Origin of the sequence: Oceanobacillus arenosus, from assembly GCF_003369575.1 — a bacterium.
In the GTDB taxonomy this organism is placed as follows: domain Bacteria; phylum Bacillota; class Bacilli; order Bacillales; family Amphibacillaceae; genus Oceanobacillus; species Oceanobacillus arenosus.
This window is the reverse complement of sequence record NZ_PIOC01000021.1, coordinates 40,957-59,951: the sequence shown is the minus strand read 5'-3', so window position 1 is coordinate 59,951 and position 18,995 is coordinate 40,957. Positions and strand designations below refer to the sequence as shown.

At 37.7% G+C, this 18,995-nt stretch carries 19 protein-coding genes; 9 read left to right on the top strand and 10 right to left on the bottom strand.

From position 1 onward, the window contains the following. Positions 1-28 precede the first annotated feature (28 nt). The gene (locus CWR48_RS14705; protein ID WP_115774087.1) at positions 29-1,612 is read left to right on the top strand and encodes a bifunctional metallophosphatase/5'-nucleotidase; all 1,584 of its coding nucleotides are present in this window, start codon (positions 29-31) and stop codon (positions 1,610-1,612) included. A gap of 220 nt (positions 1,613-1,832) precedes the next feature. Here the strand turns inward: CWR48_RS14705 and CWR48_RS14700 are convergent, their stop codons facing one another. Then, the gene (locus CWR48_RS14700; RefSeq protein WP_115774115.1) at positions 1,833-2,405 is read right to left on the bottom strand and encodes a GNAT family N-acetyltransferase; all 573 of its coding nucleotides are present in this window, start codon (positions 2,403-2,405) and stop codon (positions 1,833-1,835) included. 152 nt (positions 2,406-2,557) lie between these two features. Continuing rightward, the gene (locus CWR48_RS14695) at positions 2,558-2,878 is read right to left on the bottom strand and encodes a thioredoxin family protein (RefSeq protein WP_115774086.1); all 321 of its coding nucleotides are present in this window, start codon (positions 2,876-2,878) and stop codon (positions 2,558-2,560) included. Between the two features lie 215 nt (positions 2,879-3,093). On the opposite strand from CWR48_RS14695, the gene CWR48_RS14690 reads away from it, so the two are divergent. Together CWR48_RS14690 and CWR48_RS14685 are read left to right on the top strand one after the other, a co-directional pair. Further along, positions 3,094-3,423 (top strand): PadR family transcriptional regulator, encoded by a 330-nt coding sequence (locus CWR48_RS14690; protein ID WP_115774114.1) that lies wholly within the window; start codon positions 3,094-3,096, stop codon positions 3,421-3,423. A 46-nt stretch (positions 3,424-3,469) separates the two neighbouring features. Then, positions 3,470-4,117, top strand: coding sequence for a DUF1129 family protein (locus CWR48_RS14685; RefSeq protein ID WP_245976821.1), 648 nt, complete (start codon positions 3,470-3,472; stop codon positions 4,115-4,117). A 37-nt stretch (positions 4,118-4,154) separates the two neighbouring features. On the opposite strand, the gene CWR48_RS14680 is transcribed toward CWR48_RS14685, so the two are convergent. Further along, positions 4,155-5,318: a CapA family protein gene (locus CWR48_RS14680; protein ID WP_115774113.1), complete on the bottom strand. Its 1,164-nt coding sequence runs from the start codon at positions 5,316-5,318 to the stop codon at positions 4,155-4,157. Between the two features lie 327 nt (positions 5,319-5,645). Between CWR48_RS14680 and CWR48_RS21025 the strand changes: the two genes are divergently transcribed. The 5 genes from CWR48_RS21025 (at position 5,646) to CWR48_RS14660 (ending at position 9,338) form a co-directional block, all read left to right on the top strand. Next, entirely contained in the window at positions 5,646-5,774 is a 129-nt protein-coding gene (locus tag CWR48_RS21025; protein WP_281270289.1) for a hypothetical protein, read from the top strand. Between the two features lie 121 nt (positions 5,775-5,895). After that, positions 5,896-6,819, top strand: coding sequence for an ABC transporter ATP-binding protein (locus CWR48_RS14675; RefSeq protein ID WP_115774084.1), 924 nt, complete (start codon positions 5,896-5,898; stop codon positions 6,817-6,819). Continuing rightward, positions 6,812-7,771: an ABC transporter permease gene (locus CWR48_RS14670; protein WP_115774083.1), complete on the top strand. Its 960-nt coding sequence runs from the start codon at positions 6,812-6,814 to the stop codon at positions 7,769-7,771. Before CWR48_RS14675 ends, CWR48_RS14670 begins: the two co-directional genes overlap by 8 nt. Positions 7,772-8,270: 499 nt before the next feature. Next, the gene (locus tag CWR48_RS14665; protein ID WP_115774082.1) at positions 8,271-8,453 is read left to right on the top strand and encodes a hypothetical protein; all 183 of its coding nucleotides are present in this window, start codon (positions 8,271-8,273) and stop codon (positions 8,451-8,453) included. 24 nt (positions 8,454-8,477) lie between these two features. After that, positions 8,478-9,338 carry a dimethylarginine dimethylaminohydrolase family protein gene (locus tag CWR48_RS14660; protein ID WP_115774081.1) on the top strand — a complete coding sequence of 287 codons (861 nt, stop codon included), beginning with the start codon at positions 8,478-8,480 and terminating at the stop codon, positions 9,336-9,338. On the opposite strand, the gene CWR48_RS14655 is transcribed toward CWR48_RS14660, so the two are convergent. From CWR48_RS14655 to treP, 4 genes are all read right to left on the bottom strand, one after another. Continuing rightward, positions 9,339-9,626, bottom strand: a complete 288-nt coding sequence (locus CWR48_RS14655; RefSeq protein WP_115774075.1) for a YkvA family protein — start codon at positions 9,624-9,626, stop codon at positions 9,339-9,341. 62 nt (positions 9,627-9,688) lie between these two features. Continuing rightward, on the bottom strand, positions 9,689-10,417 hold the full coding sequence (gene treR / locus CWR48_RS14650; RefSeq protein ID WP_115774073.1) for a trehalose operon repressor: 729 nt from the start codon (positions 10,415-10,417) through the stop codon (positions 9,689-9,691). Positions 10,418-10,429: 12 nt separating this feature from the next. Next, a complete protein-coding gene (gene treC / locus CWR48_RS14645) occupies positions 10,430-12,094 on the bottom strand; it encodes an alpha,alpha-phosphotrehalase (RefSeq protein WP_115774071.1) in 1,665 nt (554 codons plus the stop codon). A gap of 41 nt (positions 12,095-12,135) precedes the next feature. Then, positions 12,136-14,067, bottom strand: a complete 1,932-nt coding sequence (gene treP, locus CWR48_RS14640) for a PTS system trehalose-specific EIIBC component (RefSeq protein WP_245976819.1) — start codon at positions 14,065-14,067, stop codon at positions 12,136-12,138. Positions 14,068-14,304: 237 nt separating this feature from the next. Between treP and CWR48_RS14635 the strand changes: the two genes are divergently transcribed. Further along, on the top strand, positions 14,305-14,787 hold the full coding sequence (locus tag CWR48_RS14635) for an SRPBCC family protein (RefSeq protein ID WP_245976818.1): 483 nt from the start codon (positions 14,305-14,307) through the stop codon (positions 14,785-14,787). 206 nt (positions 14,788-14,993) lie between these two features. Here the strand turns inward: CWR48_RS14635 and typA are convergent, their stop codons facing one another. The 3 genes from typA to CWR48_RS14620 all read right to left on the bottom strand — a co-directional run bounded on the left by typA (position 14,994) and on the right by CWR48_RS14620 (position 18,960). Continuing rightward, the gene (gene typA, locus CWR48_RS14630; protein WP_115774067.1) at positions 14,994-16,814 is read right to left on the bottom strand and encodes a translational GTPase TypA; all 1,821 of its coding nucleotides are present in this window, start codon (positions 16,812-16,814) and stop codon (positions 14,994-14,996) included. 121 nt (positions 16,815-16,935) lie between these two features. Then, positions 16,936-18,276 (bottom strand): sensor histidine kinase, encoded by a 1,341-nt coding sequence (locus CWR48_RS14625; RefSeq protein WP_115774065.1) that lies wholly within the window; start codon positions 18,274-18,276, stop codon positions 16,936-16,938. A 3-nt stretch (positions 18,277-18,279) separates the two neighbouring features. Continuing rightward, entirely contained in the window at positions 18,280-18,960 is a 681-nt protein-coding gene (locus CWR48_RS14620) for a response regulator transcription factor (protein ID WP_115774063.1), read from the bottom strand. Between the last annotated feature and the right edge of the window lie 35 nt (positions 18,961-18,995).

Genomic DNA, 18,995 nt, shown 5'->3' with positions numbered 1-18,995 from the left:
CGGATTTAGATGGAGAGGATTTATCAACATGACAAACAAAACTGCAACAATCGATATTTTATATACGAGTGATATTCATGGACATGTTCTGCCAGTACTATATGGCACAAATGAGGAAGCAGAAGTTGGACTGGCAAAATACGCAACCGTTGTGAAAGAAACAAGGGCAAAAAATGAAGATGTCATTGTTCTTGATAATGGCGATTTAATTCAAGGAACACCGTTAATGACGTATTACTTAAATCATGGTTCACAGAAGGAAAATCCAATGATTGGCATTTTTAATCAGTTGCAATTGGATGCTGGCGTGATCGGCAATCATGAATTTAATTTTGGCAAAGAGATTTTAGCGGATGCGATTAATCAATCCAATTACCCTTGGATTTCTGCAAATACACTGGATTTAGAAAGTGGGGAGCCTTTATTTGGCCCACCATATATCATTAAGACATTGTCAAATGGAATAAAGGTGGCCATTGTTGCTGTCACAACGCATTACATTCCAAATTGGGAGTCACCAAATCATATTAAAGACATCCAATTTGCCGATGCCTTTTCCACATTACAAAGATGGGTAACCAACATTCGTGAATTCGAGAAGCCAGATGTGCTTGTTGCCGCTTATCATGGTGGGCTAGAACGTGATCCTGAAACTGGTGAGCCAACGGAAACTTTGACAGGTGAAAACCAAGGCTATCAAATGTGTGAAGCGATTGAGGGCATTGATGTCTTGCTAACCGGACATCAGCATCGTACAATCGTTAGCAGCATCCATAATGTGCTCGTTATGCAGCCAGGAAATACTGGACAAGTATATGGCAAAATCGCCATCACGCTTGAAAGGAACAATAATAAGTGGGAAATTACTGATAAACAAGGAGCACTTCGCACATTGGAAAATATCGAAGCCGACCCTTGGGTAATCAATTATATAAGTGAATTGGAAGAATCGACACAGAAGTGGTTGGATCAACCAGTTGGGTATATTGAAGGGGACATGACAATAGCAAATCCTCTCCAAGCTAGAATTCATAAACATGCATTTATTCAATTTATTCAAGACGTGCAAATGGATGTAAGTGGTGTGGATATCTCTGTCACCGCTTTACTAAATAATACATCCACAGGGTTTGATCCTGTCGTAACGATGCGAGATATCGTTGCAAATTATATGTACCCGAATACCCTTGTTGTGCTTGAGTTAACTGGGAAGGATATTAAAGCAGCATTAGAAAAGACTGCTGCCTACTTTATGTTAGATGATCAAGGTCAAATTATCGTTAATCCATCCTATCTTGATCCAAAACCACAGCACTATAATTATGATATGTGGGAAGGGATCGAATATGTAATAAATGTTACAAATCCAATCGGCTCCAGGATTGAAAGTGTTACCTATCATGGTGTGAATCTCGGAGTAGATAAAACGTATTCAGTCGTTCTAAACAATTATCGTGCATCAGGTGGTGGGGATTATTTGATGTTCCGAAATAAACGTGTAAAGAAGGAAATTCAAAAGGATACGGTAGAATTAATTCATGCTTATTTCGAAAAAAATAAGACGGTTCAAGCACATATAGTGGATAATTTTATTGTAAAGACGGGATTATAATTGGAGAACTAAGACCATTTGTATTAGTACAAGCGACTCGTTCTGCGAGTAAAAGAAGCTAACCGATCAGATTAGCTTCTTCTTCATAGCTTAGGAAACTATAAAATCGGATGTTGTGGATCACTTAATTACCGAGAACAGCCACGTCCAGCTCCAGCGCAAATGCTGTAGCGAGAATTCCCTCACCGCCGTAACCTAAGTCAACCGCTTACGCACCCAATCAATTACTAATTTCTCTAATCTTCGCATAGATACATGAATCACGTAATTCCTGCCGATCAATAGACATCGAATCATTGCGGAGCGTCCCCTCAAGCGTATATCCTAATCGTTCTGGGATTGCGCGACTCTTTACGTTTTTGGAATCACATAGAATTTCAACTCGATTCGCCCGCAATGCATAAAAGGCATAGAATGTCAGCCCCTCGATTGCTTCAAGCATATAACCCTTACCGCTTTGTCTACTATCAATCCAGTACCCGATTTCGAATTTCGGAACACTCCAGTTGATATGATGCAGGCTTGCTGAACCAATAAATTCCCCCGTCTTTTTATGAAAAATGTGAAAACGTAATTCGATTCGTTTTAAGAAATGAATATGTGCTTCCCTTACCATTTGCTCCACTTGTTCCAGAGTCTGCTCAAATAATGCGAACTCCAGCCACTTATTCAAATCCTGTCTGCTCGCATTCATCGCATCATATACAACTTTGCCATCACCAGGCAAAGCCATTCTAATAAAAAGGCGTTCCGTATGAAATTCATGTGAAAAATCAATTAATATCGGATTTATCATGCTGTCTCTTCCCCTTATTCTCCGCTAGTTTATCCCATTATACTCATCTGTAGGTATTTTGGTGCCTGCCACTTCCCGAGTTTTGTCTAATGGTGTCGAAAAGCAACCAAAAAACGACCACCATATAATATGAATGATCGCTTTAACCACTAGCCTAACTGCTGATGAAGAAACGCTGATACTTCTTCAGGTGATTTCGTGTATGCACTATGCTGATGTGCAAGCTTTTCTCCATTTTGAAAAATTAAGATACTCGGAATTCCCATCACATCAAAGCCTTCCGCAATTCCGCTTAGCTCATCACTATTTACTTCATACCATTTATATTGACTGAATTCATTTTTCACATCACCAATAAACATATCTAATACCTTACAGTCTGTACACCAATCCGCATAAAACTTCACAATAATAGGATTTTCACTTTGAATTTTTTCGTTAAACACTTCGATTGTATTGATTCTTTCCACTCATGGCCACTTCCCTTCTTTTATTCCATTGTATCCATCTATTCCCTTCTTGTCCTATTGTTTGCTTCAAATATACTTTTCAATTCATTAGTAGAATATTTTAAAATCCCGTTGCAATTTCTCCCAATAAATATATACTGTAAATAAGCTACTTTGCATGACAAGGTAGCAAACAAAAAAATAACTACATTGTTATGCAAGGTAGGTGAGTGGAAATTTCACAACGAAGCCAATTATTTAAAGGAATTCTTAAAGGATGTATTTTATCGATTATTAAGATGCAGCCAACCTATGGCTATGAGCTCTCAATGAAGCTCCAAGAATTTGGATTACCCGATGTTAGCGAAGGATCGATCTACCCGATATTACTTAGACTGCAAAGAGAAAAATTAATCATTGGGGAAATGAGAAAGTCTGACACCGGGCCGAATCGCAAGTATTATCAATTAACGGAAGCAGGACAAATGCAGCTCGCGGAATTCATTCATCATTGGGATTTACTGAAACAGCCAGTAGATAAAATTATAGAAAAAGGAGGGAATTGAGATCGATTCCAAGGATATTGTACAATTAAACAATGATAAGAGAAAGATGTTAAATGAAGAAAATTTGGCTTACTATGAAGATATGCTTATTTATATCCGGTTAAATGCCAATAAATCTGAGCAACAGACTGAGGAAGTATTATTTGAGTTGCTAGAGCATCTGCTACACTCCCAGACGGAAGGGAAGACTGCAAAGGATGTATTTGGCGATGACCTGAAGTCATACTGTGATGAGGTTATCGAAGAAATACCGGGTGAACTGACAAACAATACTGTAAAGTATCTCAGTTTTATTGTCATACAGTTTTTGGCTATTATTAGTCTCTGTCATGGCATTATTGGGTTTGCTATCCATTACTTTTTTGACCTTGGAGAAAGTTCAATGACATTTCAGCTTGGATCTGGAATTGTTGTTATTGTTGGTTATTTAATCTTACTATACCTATTCATCAAGACAATATTAAGATGGATTAAAGGAACATCATTCAAAAAAAAGAAAACAAAAACATGGGTAGAGTTTCTGCAAGTTTGGATTATTAGTATGGTATTTATTGGCTTGTTTATCCTCTTTCCAATTGCTGTTCCAAGCTTTGGAAAGACCATAAATTTACCTATAATCACATTTGCAGGGGTAGGAATTGTTCTCTATATAATATCTTTTATCCTAAATAAAAAATATCGAATAACAAACTAAATAAAATGCATCCCCTCTTTTTCAGTGGGGATGCATTTTATTCTTCCACAAACTCAAGCTCGGGCACCCACTGTGACATATGTGCTTTAATTTGCTCATATTGTGCGGATGCACCGGCCAAATCTTGATTGGTTAATTGAAACATCGGGACAACCTCATAATCCGCAAAGTCTGGTCGGAACTTAACATAGGTTGGCATAAATTCCGGAGAATGAAGTTCAATTGTTTCCTTCTCTCCCTCTACTGTCTTCTTAATCTTAATAGTTGATATTCCACCTATCCGCTGATATAATTCCTGCTGATTTGAAAGGAAATTACCAAGTGAATACGCGACGAAGGTCTTATTTCCTTCCTTACCTGTCACCCATTCTACTGGTTGTAATACATGTGGATGATGTCCGATCACAATATGGACACCAAGGTCCGCTGCAAATTGAACGAGCTCCTTTTGCGCTTCATTCGGCATTCTTTCGTATTCATTACCGAAGTGAAGGCTTAACAGGGTAACATCCGCCTCCTGCTTTGCTTTCGCTATTTCATTTGCAATCAATTCCTTGTCAATGAGGTTCACTAAATAATCCTTTCCCTCTGGTACTGGGATGCCGTTCGTTCCATATGTATACGATAAAAACGCAATTGAAATTCCTTCAGATGTTTCATAGACTCTTAGATTATCCCGATCTATTTCGTCTTTGTATGCACCTGTATACATCATATCAATCGTTTCCCAGTGGCTGATTGCACTTTGAATTACAGCTTCCCCGCGATCCAATGTATGATTATTAGCAATGGAAACAACATCCACTCCAACATTTTTCAATGCATCCCCAACCTCATATGGACTATTGAAGGAAGGATATGTAGATAAACCAAACTCCTCTCCACCTATCATCGTTTCCTGATTTGCGATTGTGACGGTGGAACGTTCTAAGAAAGGTGCAACTTGTTCAAGCATCGGTAGAAAATCATAACCGCCATCAACCTTCGCATCTAAATAGACAGGACTATGGATTAGCATATCTCCAATTGCTGTGAGACTAATCTCTTTTGTAATAATTGGCTGTTCCTTTTCCTTGAGAGATACTTCCCCCAAGCTAGAATTTCCAACAGTATCGACTATTTCACTAGATTCGCTACATGCTGTCATTATCATCATTGAAAAAACAACGAATATTAATCGACAAAATTTTGCTTTAAGCATCATATTACACCTCATTATCTTTGCCGCTATTATATCATTTAGTAGAGTTGAATTCTCTAAAAGTTATAAATTTCTATTTCCTGTTAGAAAACTAGGGTTTAACCATCCTTTACGGTGACAGCCTTCGTTGCACTTATTCGTTAAAAAAATCGTTATAATTACCTACTAAAAAATGCATCCTATCATTGTCTTTTATTCCGAGTTAACTGGCAGTTGGCCCCCCCAATAAATGAAGTTTCACTTTTTAAATCCACGTTTTCCATAGTACACTTGTCCATTTCTATTCTATGAAAATTGAATACATTGCTAAGGAGGGGAGTGAAATGCATGGCGAATGAAACAAAAATGACGCCTGAATTAGCCAAACAACTACTAAATGATAATAATGCCTATTTAACAGAAGAAGGAAAACGCCTTCTACAAGGATTCGTGAAGGAAAAGAAAATGTATCACTAATTGAAGATAAGCTTAAACAAAACAGATACCAAGCACATTGTTATCTGTTTTGTAATTTTATGAAACTATTTTAAGTCATCACACGTAAGAAAGTATAGATAGAATAATGGAGGTATGAATAATGACAGAAATTGCAATGGAATTGATTGACCTCAAAAAGACAATTGGCAAGAAGGAAATTATTAAAGGGTTATCCTTTACGATTAACCGTGGGGAAGTATTTGGCTTCATTGGCCCGAATGGTGCAGGGAAGACGACAACAATTCGGATGATGGTTGGATTAATGGAGATTACCGATGGCGATGTCCGAATACTCGGGAACAGTATCAAGCAACATTTTAAAGAAGCAATTCGAGAGGTTGGCGCAATTGTTGAAAATCCGGAAATGTATCCCTTTATGACAGGGTGGCAAAATTTGTCGCACTTCGCTAGGATGATTCCAGGAATCGGCAAAGAACGCATCCATGAGGTAATCGAGATTGTCGGACTGGAAAAAGTAATTAACCAAAAGGCTGGTAAATACTCATTAGGTATGCGACAACGGCTCGGCATTGCCCAAGCACTATTACATAAACCATCCATTTTAATTCTTGATGAACCGACAAATGGATTAGATCCTGCTGGAATAAGAGAAATCAGGCATTATATTCGCAAGCTAGCAACAGAGGAAAACGTCGCCGTAATTATCTCAAGCCATCTTTTATCGGAAATTGAACTCATGTGTGACCGAATTGGAATTATTAAAAATGGGGAACTTGTCGCAACACAGCTAGTAAACGATACGACAACAGATCACACCAATCTTAGACAAGTAACACTTGAAGTAAAACCAATTAATCAGGCAATCGAAGTATTAAAAGCAAATCACGAGATCGATGCAATTCAGGAAGGTGAACAGCTCCAATTCCAAAGTGAAAAAGAAACAATACCAAATGTAATTGAGACCTTTGTAAAACATGGAATTGCTGTTTATCAGGTTGGTGTTTCCAAAGCAACATTAGAAGACAAATTCTTTGATTTGATTGGAGAGAATACGATTGAGTAACTTTTATCAGCTTGTATACAATGAACTAAATAAAATATATATCCGTAAATCAACATGGGTTATGTACGTAATTTTAGCCGCCTTAATTATCGGTGGTGCCGTTCTTACAAATTCAATTGATGATGGCTTGAATAAATATGATGATGACAATTGGCGTGAAGTATTACAAGAGGAAAATACCGCATTAGAGCAAGAAATTACGGAATATGAATCAGATGATTTTATTGCGCAAATCAATACTTCGGAAATTGGGAAAAATAATTATTACTTAGAAAATGACATTCAGCCTCAATATGGTGCATGGCAATATGTGTTAGAAAATCAGGGAATGCTCTCCATTGTCAGTTTACTTACAATTATCGTTGCAGCAGGAATTGTAGCAAATGAATTTCGCTGGGGCACGATTAAATTATTGTTAATCAGACCAATTACTCGGACAAAGATACTCGCATCGAAATACGTATCTGTACTTATTTTTGCTCTGTTCACTTTATTATTTGTGCTACTCTTTTCTTTAATTGTTGGTGCATTATTCTTTGGACTGGATGGAATTAATCCATCAATTGTTGTCGAACAAGGTGAAGGGTTCACTGATGTAAGTGCTCTTTCACAAATACTTTCAGGATACGGTTATGGCATGGTGAACCTAATCATGATGACAACCTTTGCCTTCATGATTTCTACTGTTTTCCGTAATAGCTCCCTCGCAATCGGTACTGCTATTTTCTTAATGATGGCAGGTAATACAATTGTTGCGATTTTTATGGAAAAATCATGGGCAAAATATATTTTATTTGCCAATACAGATTTAAGTCAATATGCAAATGGAGGAGAGCCTTGGATTGAAGGAACATCGCTTGGCTTCTCGATAATTGTATTAATTGTGTACTTTATTATCTTCCAATTACTATCGTGGTTCTTCTTTAATAAACGTGACATTGCAGGTAACTAAGTGTAAGAGCTAGCAGGAAAACAACTGCTAGCTCTTTATTTTAGTTATATTCAATGCTATAAGCAATCCATTCTTTTGCTATAATATAATTGAGAAGCAAGATTGTTGTTTATACAAATGTTTTATGAAATTTTCAGTTGATAAAACTGTGGATTAGGAGCAAAGTCGATGTAAAATCTGGCCAGTGATTGCTGTCCACACAAAAGGTTACATTCCAACACTTCAATCAACTTCGATAGTGAGTGGTAAGTTACTCTTTTTAGATGCTTTTGAACAATCCCAGCGAAAGAAATACACGAAGACTCCTGCGGGAAGAAGAGCCTAGGTGAGACAACGAAGCGCGATAGCGCAAGTTGGCTCACCAGCTCCCCGCGGAAAGCGTAGTGTATTTCTGAAGCGATCAGCCTGAGAGCGTAAAGCACTAAACTAGTCCGCAGTTTATACAATTTCCAACCAACTCAAGCAGTTTTACTTTTTGCAAATATTAGGAGTGTTCATTTTGAAGCGTTACTTAACAATCATGTTTATTGTTTTAAGTGGGATATGTGTTTTAATCGGTCTAATGATTGACCAGGTTTGGAGTGGCATCGTCGGCTGGGCACTTGCTGTCATTCTCCTGATATTCGCTGTATACTATACGAAATATATTCCAGAAGGAGTCAAGGCAAAAAGCCGGAAATGATTAAATGGATTGGAGGAATCTTCAATGAAAAACATGACTTCAAATGAAAGCGTACCAACAGTTTACTGTACAAATGAATACGATCGATTGAAGCAAGTCATCACGGTATCTCCTCAATATATGAAAATAGAAGAAGTCATTAACAACACACAACAGCACTATCTAACAAATAATATCGATACAGAAATCGCAGTACTGCAGCATGTAAATTTCATCAACACATTGAAGGCGAATGGAACGGAAGTTATCCAGCTAGATGCAACAGAGAAGCTAAATGAACAGGTGTTTACGAGAGATATTGGCTTTACGATTGGCAGTATCTTCTTTGTATCCTCTATGAAGGAAGCGATGCGTAAACCAGAGAAAGCCGTATTAAAGGAATGGCTGAAAACGGAAAATATCCCATTCCAATCTGTTAATAATAGTAGCATTGAGGGCGGCGATGTAATTGTCGACAATCGGAATATTTTGGTTGGCATAAGCGACCGAACATCACGAACAGCCATCACTGTATTACAAAGCATGCTTCCTGATTACAATATTACACCTATCCCTTTAAGAAAGGATATCCTTCACCTTGACTGTGTTTTCAATATTATTAGTAGCGATACTGCATTAATCTATAGGCCGTCAATTGATTCTGATATGTATGCGCAATTGAAACAATCCTATCGGTTAATTGAGGTCACAGAAGAAGAACAGTTCAAAATGGGACCGAATGTACTTTCCATTGGTGATAAAAAAATAATCAGCCTGCCAGAAAATAAACGGTTAAATCAAGTGCTAATGCAAGCGGGATATCAGATCATTGAAATTGAATTCTCTGAGATTATTAAATCTGGTGGCTCCTTCCGCTGCTGTACACTACCGCTTAATAGAGGCTAATTATTTCAGATCATTTAAGAATTGATGTTTTCTCTTTAATGAATTTGGTGCGACCTTTACCATTAATTGCATAATCAAAATTGCAATTGTCACATCATCAACGACACCGAAGCCTAAAAGGAAATCTGGGATAATATCGAGTGGAAGCACGATATAGCCTAAGATCACAATAATGAACAATAATTTGTTTGCATTATTAATTTCTTTAGATAGAAAGAAATCTTTCATAAATGGAATTGATTTGTGAAACTTAAATAAAAAACCGATTCTTGAAATAAAACGTTTCATCTTAACACCTTCTTATTAGAAAATTAAGGTTTAGTAAAGGATAGAGAACACCACTCTGATAATTAAAGTGGTGTTCCGCTTTTCACTCTTCTCGCAAAATCAACAAACCGGAATTTATCCGGCCGATGCCGCGACTCATTATATTGAAATAATCGTGTATCCTCTAAATAAACAAGGCTTTTAATCACGACAATATTCGAAAATCCTTCTAAATCCAATAAATCGCGATCCTCTGCGGTTGGCTCTTCTACTATTATTTCCTTTTGAGCAAAACCAATTACAAGCTCAAGCTTCGTCTCAATATATTCATAAATCGAATGCTCACATATCTCTTTAGAGAGTAATGGAATATAGTTTTCATTAAAATAATCCTTATCCAAAATAATTCTCTCACCAGACATTTCCCGCACACGAGCCACATGCCATATGGGCTCACCCTTGTCTACCTCAAGCGTATCTTCAAATGAATTTCCGCTTTCAAGTCTTACAAGATTCTCCACATAGGTTTTACTTGATAAATCTAATTTATCGGCAAGCTCCCTAAAGCTGACTATTCCGGATACAGGGAAAGAGAATTTATTACGATTAATAATGACAGAGCCCTTTCCGTGCACTTTTTGAATATAGCCATTTTGCGCAAGTAAATTTAGTGCCTTGCGAATGGTTTCCCTGGATGTTGCATAAAGAATACTCAATTCGTTTTCAGATGGGAGCATCGCTGTTTCTTCCCATGCATTGGCTTGGATTTTATTTAATAAATCATGGTAAATCGTTAAATACTTCTTTTGCATTTCTATCCCTCATTATTTTATATAATACACAATGGATTCATAAGCCCTTAATGTTAGCTGTTCTCCTAGCATATCAGAATCAGGATAGTTTGATAATAATATTTCGGCATTATTTTTAATTTCAATCGGTAACTCTATTGTTGTTTCCTCAGCATAAAAATTACTAATAACAACAAGCTGTTCATCCTCAAGGTTTCGTGTATATGCAAATATTTTCGGGTCATCTGCTAGTAATAATTGATAATCCCCATATGTGATAATATCATATTTCTTCCGCAATGCGATTAATTGCTGGTAATGATAAAAAATGGATTGCGGATCTTCTGTCGCAATTTCTGCGTTAATCTGCGGGTAATTACTAGCCGGATTGATCCAAGGATTACCTGTTGTGAAGCCTCCGTTTTCAGCTGTTGACCACTGCATTGGTGTTCTGCTATTGTCCCGAGATTTTTGCTGAAGGATTTCGATTATTTCCTGTTCCGACTTCCCAGCTTCTAAAAGTGCCTTATATGCATTATGTGATTCTACATCCCGATAGTCATCAATTGAAGTGAAGTTCGGATTTGTCATGCCAAACTCTTCACCTTGATAAATATATGGAGTACCCTTCATGAGATGGAGTGTTGTTGCAAGCATTTTTCCTGATTCACGGTGGTATTCCCCATCATCACCAAAGCGAGAAATAGCGCGTGGCTGATCATGATTGCACCAGAATAGTGCATTCCAGCCTCCGCCATCATGCATGCCTACTTGCCAATCAGAAAGAATTTTTTTCAACTCCAGGAAGTCAAAGGGTGCCTTTGTCCATTTTTCACCATTTGGATAATCCACCTTCAAATGATGAAATTGGAATGTCATCGAAATTTCTTCTCGTTCAGGTCTCGTATATTGCACACAATTTTCCAATGTTGTAGATGACATCTCACCAACCGTTAACATGTCATAATCCTTCAATGCCTTCTGATTCATTTCATGCAAGTATTCATGTACACGCGGTCCGTCTGTATAGAACTTTCGTCCATCTCCAATATTATCGTTTGGAAATGCTTGGTTTTTAGAAATCAGATTAATGACATCTAAACGGAAACCATCAATACCCTTCTCAGCCCAAAAATGGATCATCTCATATAGTTTATTTCGCAGTACCTCATTCTCCCAGTTCAGGTCTGCCTGTGTCACGTCAAATAGATGCAAATAATATTGCCCTGATTTCTTATCGTATTGCCATGCATCTCCAACAAATTTCGATTGCCAATTGTTTGGCACCCCTCCTGTATCAGCAGCAGGATCTTTCCAAATATAAAAATCACGAAACGCATTTGTCTTCGATGAAGCTGCCTGTTTAAACCATTCATGCTCTGTGGAAGTATGGTTAATAACAAGATCCATAATCAGCTTCATTCCACGCTTATGTGTTTCTTCAAGCAACTCCTCGAAATCATCCATTGTTCCATATGACGGTTCAATTGCATAGTAATCACTAATATCATAGCCATTATCATTTTGCGGAGACTTGTAGATCGGTGTCAGCCAAATAACATCGACACCTAATTTCTTTAGATAATCTAATCGACTAATAATCCCTTGAATATCTCCTGTTCCATTTCCTGTCGTATCCTGAAAACTTTTTGGATAAATTTGATATACGACTGATTTCTTCCACCATGGTTCACTCATACTGACACTCCTAACATCTTTTCTTAAAAATTTGCTTCTAACTATCTCATCTTACGTTTTGCGATAATTAACGTAATCACGAATGGTACAACGATAACGATTGCCATACCGATAAAGAACGCGACCCAACTGCTTTGCTGAATTGATAAGAAAGCTGGAATTCCACCAACACCAACAGATGATGCTAATACTTTCTGAACGGAAATAAATGCTCCAGCAATTGCAGTTCCAATAATTGCGGCATAAAACGGATATTTATATCTTAAATTTACCCCGAACATTGCTGGTTCCGTCACACCTAGCCATGCAGAAATACCAGAAGTACCTGCTAAACCTTTTAACTTCTCATCTTTCGCAGCAAGGAACATTGCAAATACTGCTGAACCTTGGGCAATATTCGATAGTGCAACAACTGGCCATAAGAATGTCGATCCCGTGCTGCCAATCAGTTGCAGGTCTACTGCAAGGAATGTATGATGCATACCTGTAATAACTAATGGTGCATACAGTGCTCCATAGATTAATCCACCAATGAGAGGTGCAAAGTCAAATATTGCAACAATTCCTTCTGTAATCCAGTTCCCAATTGTAAATGTAATTGGTCCAATTAGAATGAACGATAAGAAACCGGTAACTAATAAAGCAATTGGTGCTACTACTAATAGTTGCAAGGAATCAATTACATGTTTCTTCAACCAAACTTCGATTTTCGCTAAAACCCAGGAAGCGACTAGTACTGGAAGAACCTGTCCTTGATAGCCCATCATATTTATATCTAAACCAAAGAAATTCCATGTAGGTGCATTTCCTCCAATTACTGCCTGTGCAAAATCACTGGCAGGCATTAATGCTGGATGAACTAAAATCAAACCTAGTACAATACCGAGCAATGGGTTTCCCCCAAATTGCCGAACTGCGGACCAGCCAATTAATGCAGGTAAGAAAGTAAACGCAGTATTAGCAATAATATTTATCATGTCGGCTATTCCAGCCCATGATGGGTACATTTCAATAATCGATTGATCAGAGAAGATCGGATTCACTAAAATATTATTAAGTCCTAGTAATAAACCTGCTGTAACAATCGCTGGTAAAATCGGAATAAATATATCTGCTAATGTTTTAATCGCCCGTTGCAAGGCGTTCTGCTTCTTACCGCCTGCCGCTTTAACATCTTCTTTTGAGGCCTCTGAAACCCCAGCTTCGCTTACCATTGCGTTATAAACTTTATCTACTGTTCCTTGACCGATAACAACTTGAAACTGGCCATTTGCTGAGAAAGTTCCTTTGACAAGCCCCATTTTTTCCAATGCTTTTTTATCTACTTTATCTTCATCTGATAATGCGAAGCGCAGTCTTGTTACACAATGGGTTGCAGCATCAATGTTATCTAATCCACCAACTGCCTCTACAATATCTTCTGCCTCTTCACTATATTGTGGTCTATTTGTCGATTTGCTTGTTGATTTACTGCTGGTCGTTTGAGCCTCTTTCTCTATTACTTGAAATATAGCCGATTTCCCTGCCACAACTTCCTGTTCATCTGTCTTATTGTTTACCTCGAAATCATTACCATTTGTAATAATAATTGGCGTTACATGGCTAGCTGCCTTTTCTTTAATGAAATCTAAATCAAAGGTTATTAGTGGATCGCCAACTTTTACATGATCCCCTTGTTTAACATGTGCTTCAAATCCTTCTCCACCTAAAGCGACAGTTTCCAATCCAATGTGAATTAATACCTCTATTCCTGATCTCCCTTGCAAACCAATCGCATGTTTTGTCGGAAATAGCTGCACAATCTCCCCATCAATCGGTGCTACAACTTTGCCGTCTGTAGGCATGATTGCTAGCCCATCTCCAATCATTTTTTCCGCAAACGTTGGATCTGGTACATCTTCAAGCCGTATTACTTGTCCATTCAATGGCGCAACAATGATTTCTTCCTTTGCTGTTGCTTGATCTTTAGCCAATTGAAAAACCTCCTATATAAAAATATATTATTGCAAACTTGTATATACATGTCTGTTATAATATAGTATAACTTGTATATACATGTTTTGCAACTGCTTTCATTCAAAAATGGATGATTCAACTATATGTTCCCTACTCATCGTCGTTTTTAACCAATATTGAATTCATTGAATCTTAAATAAAAATGAGCTAAACTTAAGTAGAGAAAATACATGATAAAAAAGGAGGCAATTATTTTGACAGCCCAAATAGAAAATGTAAATGGAGTACCTTCTGCTATCTATACGCGCCAGATCAATCACTCTGTTGTTGATGTATGGTCCTACTTAACGGAGAACGGCAAATTAAAGCAGTGGTTTTCCGAGTTAGAAATTATCACTTTACAAAATAATGGTAAAATTCGCTTTCACTTTGGTGATGGCAGCTATGAATCAATAGCGATTACAGAGGTAGTGGAGAATAAGGTATTCGCATTTACATGGCCGCCAAAAAATTCCGTCCGCTTTGAATTAGAGGAAAATGATCAAGGTTGTAAGCTTGTCTTTATCGAGTATTTACATGAGATTACGGATCATACAGCAAAAGACTTAACTGGGTGGCATGTTTGCCTCGATGTGATTGAGACCCTACTCGACGGCAAAACAATTGAAGATCGCCAATCGTATTGGCAGGAACGCCTGCCACAATATCAAGACTTATTGAGAGAAGCATCTATTTAATTAGGTGCTTCTTTTAAATTGTTTGAAACATTCACGATTTGAGCGAGAACATGTCAATATCGCGCGAGCACCATAATAAATCGAGCGGAAGCGTCTCTGAATAGAGCGAGACCAGGACGAGATTGAGCGAGGTTCTTTCCAATATAAATACCCCCTAACCGAGTGTCATTCACTTGGTTAGGGGGTATCTTATCTTGAATTGATTATTATTTATGTCTTGCTGCTTTTTCGCGTTCGTTTTTATTTAAAATTTTCTTGCGTAGACGAATGGATTCTGGTGTAACTTCACAGTACTCATCTTCGTCCAAATATTGTAATGCTTCTTCTAATGACATCTTACGTGGTTTCTTGATGGTAGAAGTTTGGTCTTTGTTCGCTGAACGTGTGTTGGTTAAATGTTTTTCCTTTGTAATATTTACAGTAAGGTCATTTTCCCGGCTATGTTCACCGACAATCATCCCTGCATAAACTTCTGTACCTGGTTCGATGAAGATAACACCACGGTCTTCTAACTGCATCGTACCATACATCGTTGATTTACCATTTTCCAAGGCAACTAATACACCCTCACGTCTTCCACCGACATTTCCCTTGATTACTGGTTCGTAGGCTTCAAATGTGTGGTTTAGAATTCCATAACCATGTGTTTGTGTCATGAATTCAGTTGTATAACCGAGTAATCCACGTGAAGGAACCTTGAATTCAAGGCGTACTTGTCCATTACCATGGTTAACCATGTCAAGCATTTCACCTTTACGTTCACCAAGAGATTCCATAATCGCACCTGTGTATTCTTCAGGTAAATCGATTTGTACTCGTTCCATTGGTTCACATTTTTGTCCATCAATTTCTTTAATAATAACCTGTGGTTTAGAAAGTTGTAATTCGAAACCTTCACGGCGCATATTCTCAATTAAAATAGACAGATGAAGTTCCCCACGACCAGATACGATCCAAGCATCAGGTGATTCTGTTGGGGCAACTCGTAAGCTTACGTCTGTTTCCAATTGCTTCATTAGGCGTTCTTCAATCTTACGCGACGTAATATACTTACCTTCACGACCAGCAAATGGGCTATTGTTCACAACGAAGGTCATTTGTAATGTTGGCTCATCAATGTGTAACCATGGCAATGCTTCTGGATTACTTTGTGGTGCAATTGTTTCACCGATGTTAATATCTTCCATACCAGCTACTGCTACAATTTCTCCAGCTCTTGCTTCCTCAATTTCAATACGTTTTAGGCCAATAAACCCAAATAATTTCGTTACACGGAAGGATTTATTTACTCCATCCTGCTTCATTACAACAACCTGCTGTCCTACATGAATTGTTCCACGAACAACACGTCCAACTCCGATACGTCCAACATATTCATTATAATCAAGTAACGTAATTTGGAATTGTAACGGCTCATCGCTATTATCAACTGGTGCAGGAATGTGTTCTAGCACTGTTTCGAAAATCGGGTCCATTGTTTGTGGCTGATCTTCTGGATCAAGTCCTGATGTACCATTTAATGCGGATGCATACACAACTGGGAATTCCAATTGTTCATCGTCTGCTCCAAGCTCAATGAATAAATCAAGTACTTCATCGATTACTTCTGTTGGTCTTGCATTTGGACGGTCAATTTTATTTACGACAACGATTGGTGTTAATTTTTGTTCCAATGCCTTTTTCAATACAAATCGAGTTTGTGGCATTGTTCCTTCATAAGAATCAACAACTAATACTACACCATCAACCATTTTCATAATCCGTTCCACTTCACCACCAAAATCGGCGTGACCTGGTGTATCTAAAATATTGATTGTTGTATCTTTATATTTAACTGCAGTATTTTTTGCTAAAATTGTAATTCCACGTTCACGTTCTATATCACCTGAGTCCATCATACGGTCATCAATGTGCTCATTTTCACGAAATGTTCCTGAATATTTTAATAGTTGATCAACGAGTGTTGTTTTACCGTGGTCAACGTGGGCAATAATTGCGATATTACGAATATCTTCTCTTAATTGCATAAAAGTACGCTCCTCTATAATTCCGAATGAATCAAACTAGAACATTATAACACATAATGTCGTTTGCAGTAGTATTTTTTACTTATTTTTAATAAAAATAATCGCTTGTTTTTGAATCGTGTTACTCCCCATTTCGTTCTGGGAGATTTACTTCAAATTCTGCTCCACCTAATTTGGATTTACCTGCTGTTATTTTTCCGCCCGATTGTTCAATAATTGCACGGGCAATTGCTAGTCCTAAACCAGTTTCCCCATTCTTACCTTTTACAAACCGGTGAAATATATTCGGGGTAACTTCTTCCGATATTCCTTCTCCATCATCAGCGATTGTTATGAAGATTCGCCGATTGCGCTTAAATACATTAATTTCAATTTGTGAATTGGTGTGACGAATACCATTAAAGACGATGTTTAACAGTGCCCTTAGTAATTTTTCCTCATCCGCAAATAGTATAATGCTTTCATCCACTTCATGGTGAAGCCTGATCCCCTTTTCATTTACAAAGGGGATTGCTCGGTCGATTACTTGATTGATCAATTCTGCAGCATTCAATTTTACCGGTTCATATACGGATGGTTCACTATCCAATTTAGCTAATAAAATCATTTCATTGATAATAGCCTTCAAGCGATTGACTTCGGAAACCATTACTTCTAATCCCTTTTCCGCTTCCTTCTCTGTGAATATTCCATCCTTAATTCCTTCTGCGTACCCTTGAATCGTCATAAGTGGCGTCTTTAATTCATGGCTCGCATTTTGGAAAAACGTTTGCTGTGAACTCATATAACGCTGCAGTTCATTTGCCATTTCATATACACTATCTGCAACCTCTTTAATTTCCCCTGTGGCTTTAATATGTTCAATATCATCAAATTGCCGTTTTTCAATCTTCTTTAATTGTCGCTTCAGCTTACTGAGAGGGGTCACCAGCGTTTTCGTTAAATAATAACTAATGAGTACCGCTGCAAAAGCGCCAATAATAAAGATGAGGAATATACGTGAAAAGAAGCTCTGCTGTACAATCTGCAAGTCGCTAATTGGTGTAAGTAAAATCAGCTCCAGACCAGACTCCTCTGGAAGAAAGATGATTCTTGAAGTTACAAACTGTTCTTTGCCATATTCCCATTGGTTTTTCTTTGTATCTGAGAAGTCATTGTTTCTAAAAAAAGCACTTGCAACTTTGTTTGACATAGTAGATAACAGCACCTGATCATGTTTTCGGTCGTACATAAACATTTGTAAATCCTGATCTTGTAAAATGCCATTAACCCGTTGTATGTCCGCTCTACCGTATTGTTCATTTAAAACATTAACGAGTAGCTCTCCTGTTTGTTTCAGCTGCCTTTGTTCATCCTGAATGAGCAGATCTAAGATGAGTGAGTAAATAACATACCAAGCAACAGCCATAATAACGAGTAACAATGCTGTAAATGCTGCCGTTAATTGTGATTGTAGTTTCATCGATTATTCCTCTTCTTTTCGCAAACGATAGCCATAGCCCCATACTGTTTCTATTGGAACATCGCCAAGTTTTTTTCGAATTCGCTTCACTAAGTCGTCTACTGCGCGATCACTGCCAAAATAATCATTCCCCCAGATTTTCACTAATAATTCATCCCGGGAAAATGCGCGATTTGCATTCTCAGCTAGTAATAAGAGCATATCGAATTCCTTAGTAGTTACTTCATGTTCTTTCCCATTCCAAAAGATACGACGATCATTACGATATATCAATAGATGATCCACTTTAAGGCGATCCTGGGCAACGCGTGCTGGGGTGATTTGTGTTCGTTTAAACAACCGCTTCACCCTTGCCATTAATTCTCTTGGACTAAATGGCTTCGTTAAATAATCATCGCCACCAAGCTCTAACCCAATAATTTTATCGATTTCCTCGTCCTTTGCGGAAATGATGATAATCGGGACATTGCTCTCATTACGAATTCTCTTACAAAACTCATAGCCGTCCATTCCTGGAAGCATAATGTCTAAAATCCACATATCCGGTGGATCATTCTCCCACAAATCCCAGCCTTTTTCTGCTGAGTCCATTGTCGTAACCTCGTATCCCTCTTTCTTTAAATAGGCAGCTACGATATTTTGGATATTTAAATCATCTTCAACTATCCCAATATGATAATTCATGTCATTGTCACCTTTTCAATATCCTATTTTTTAAA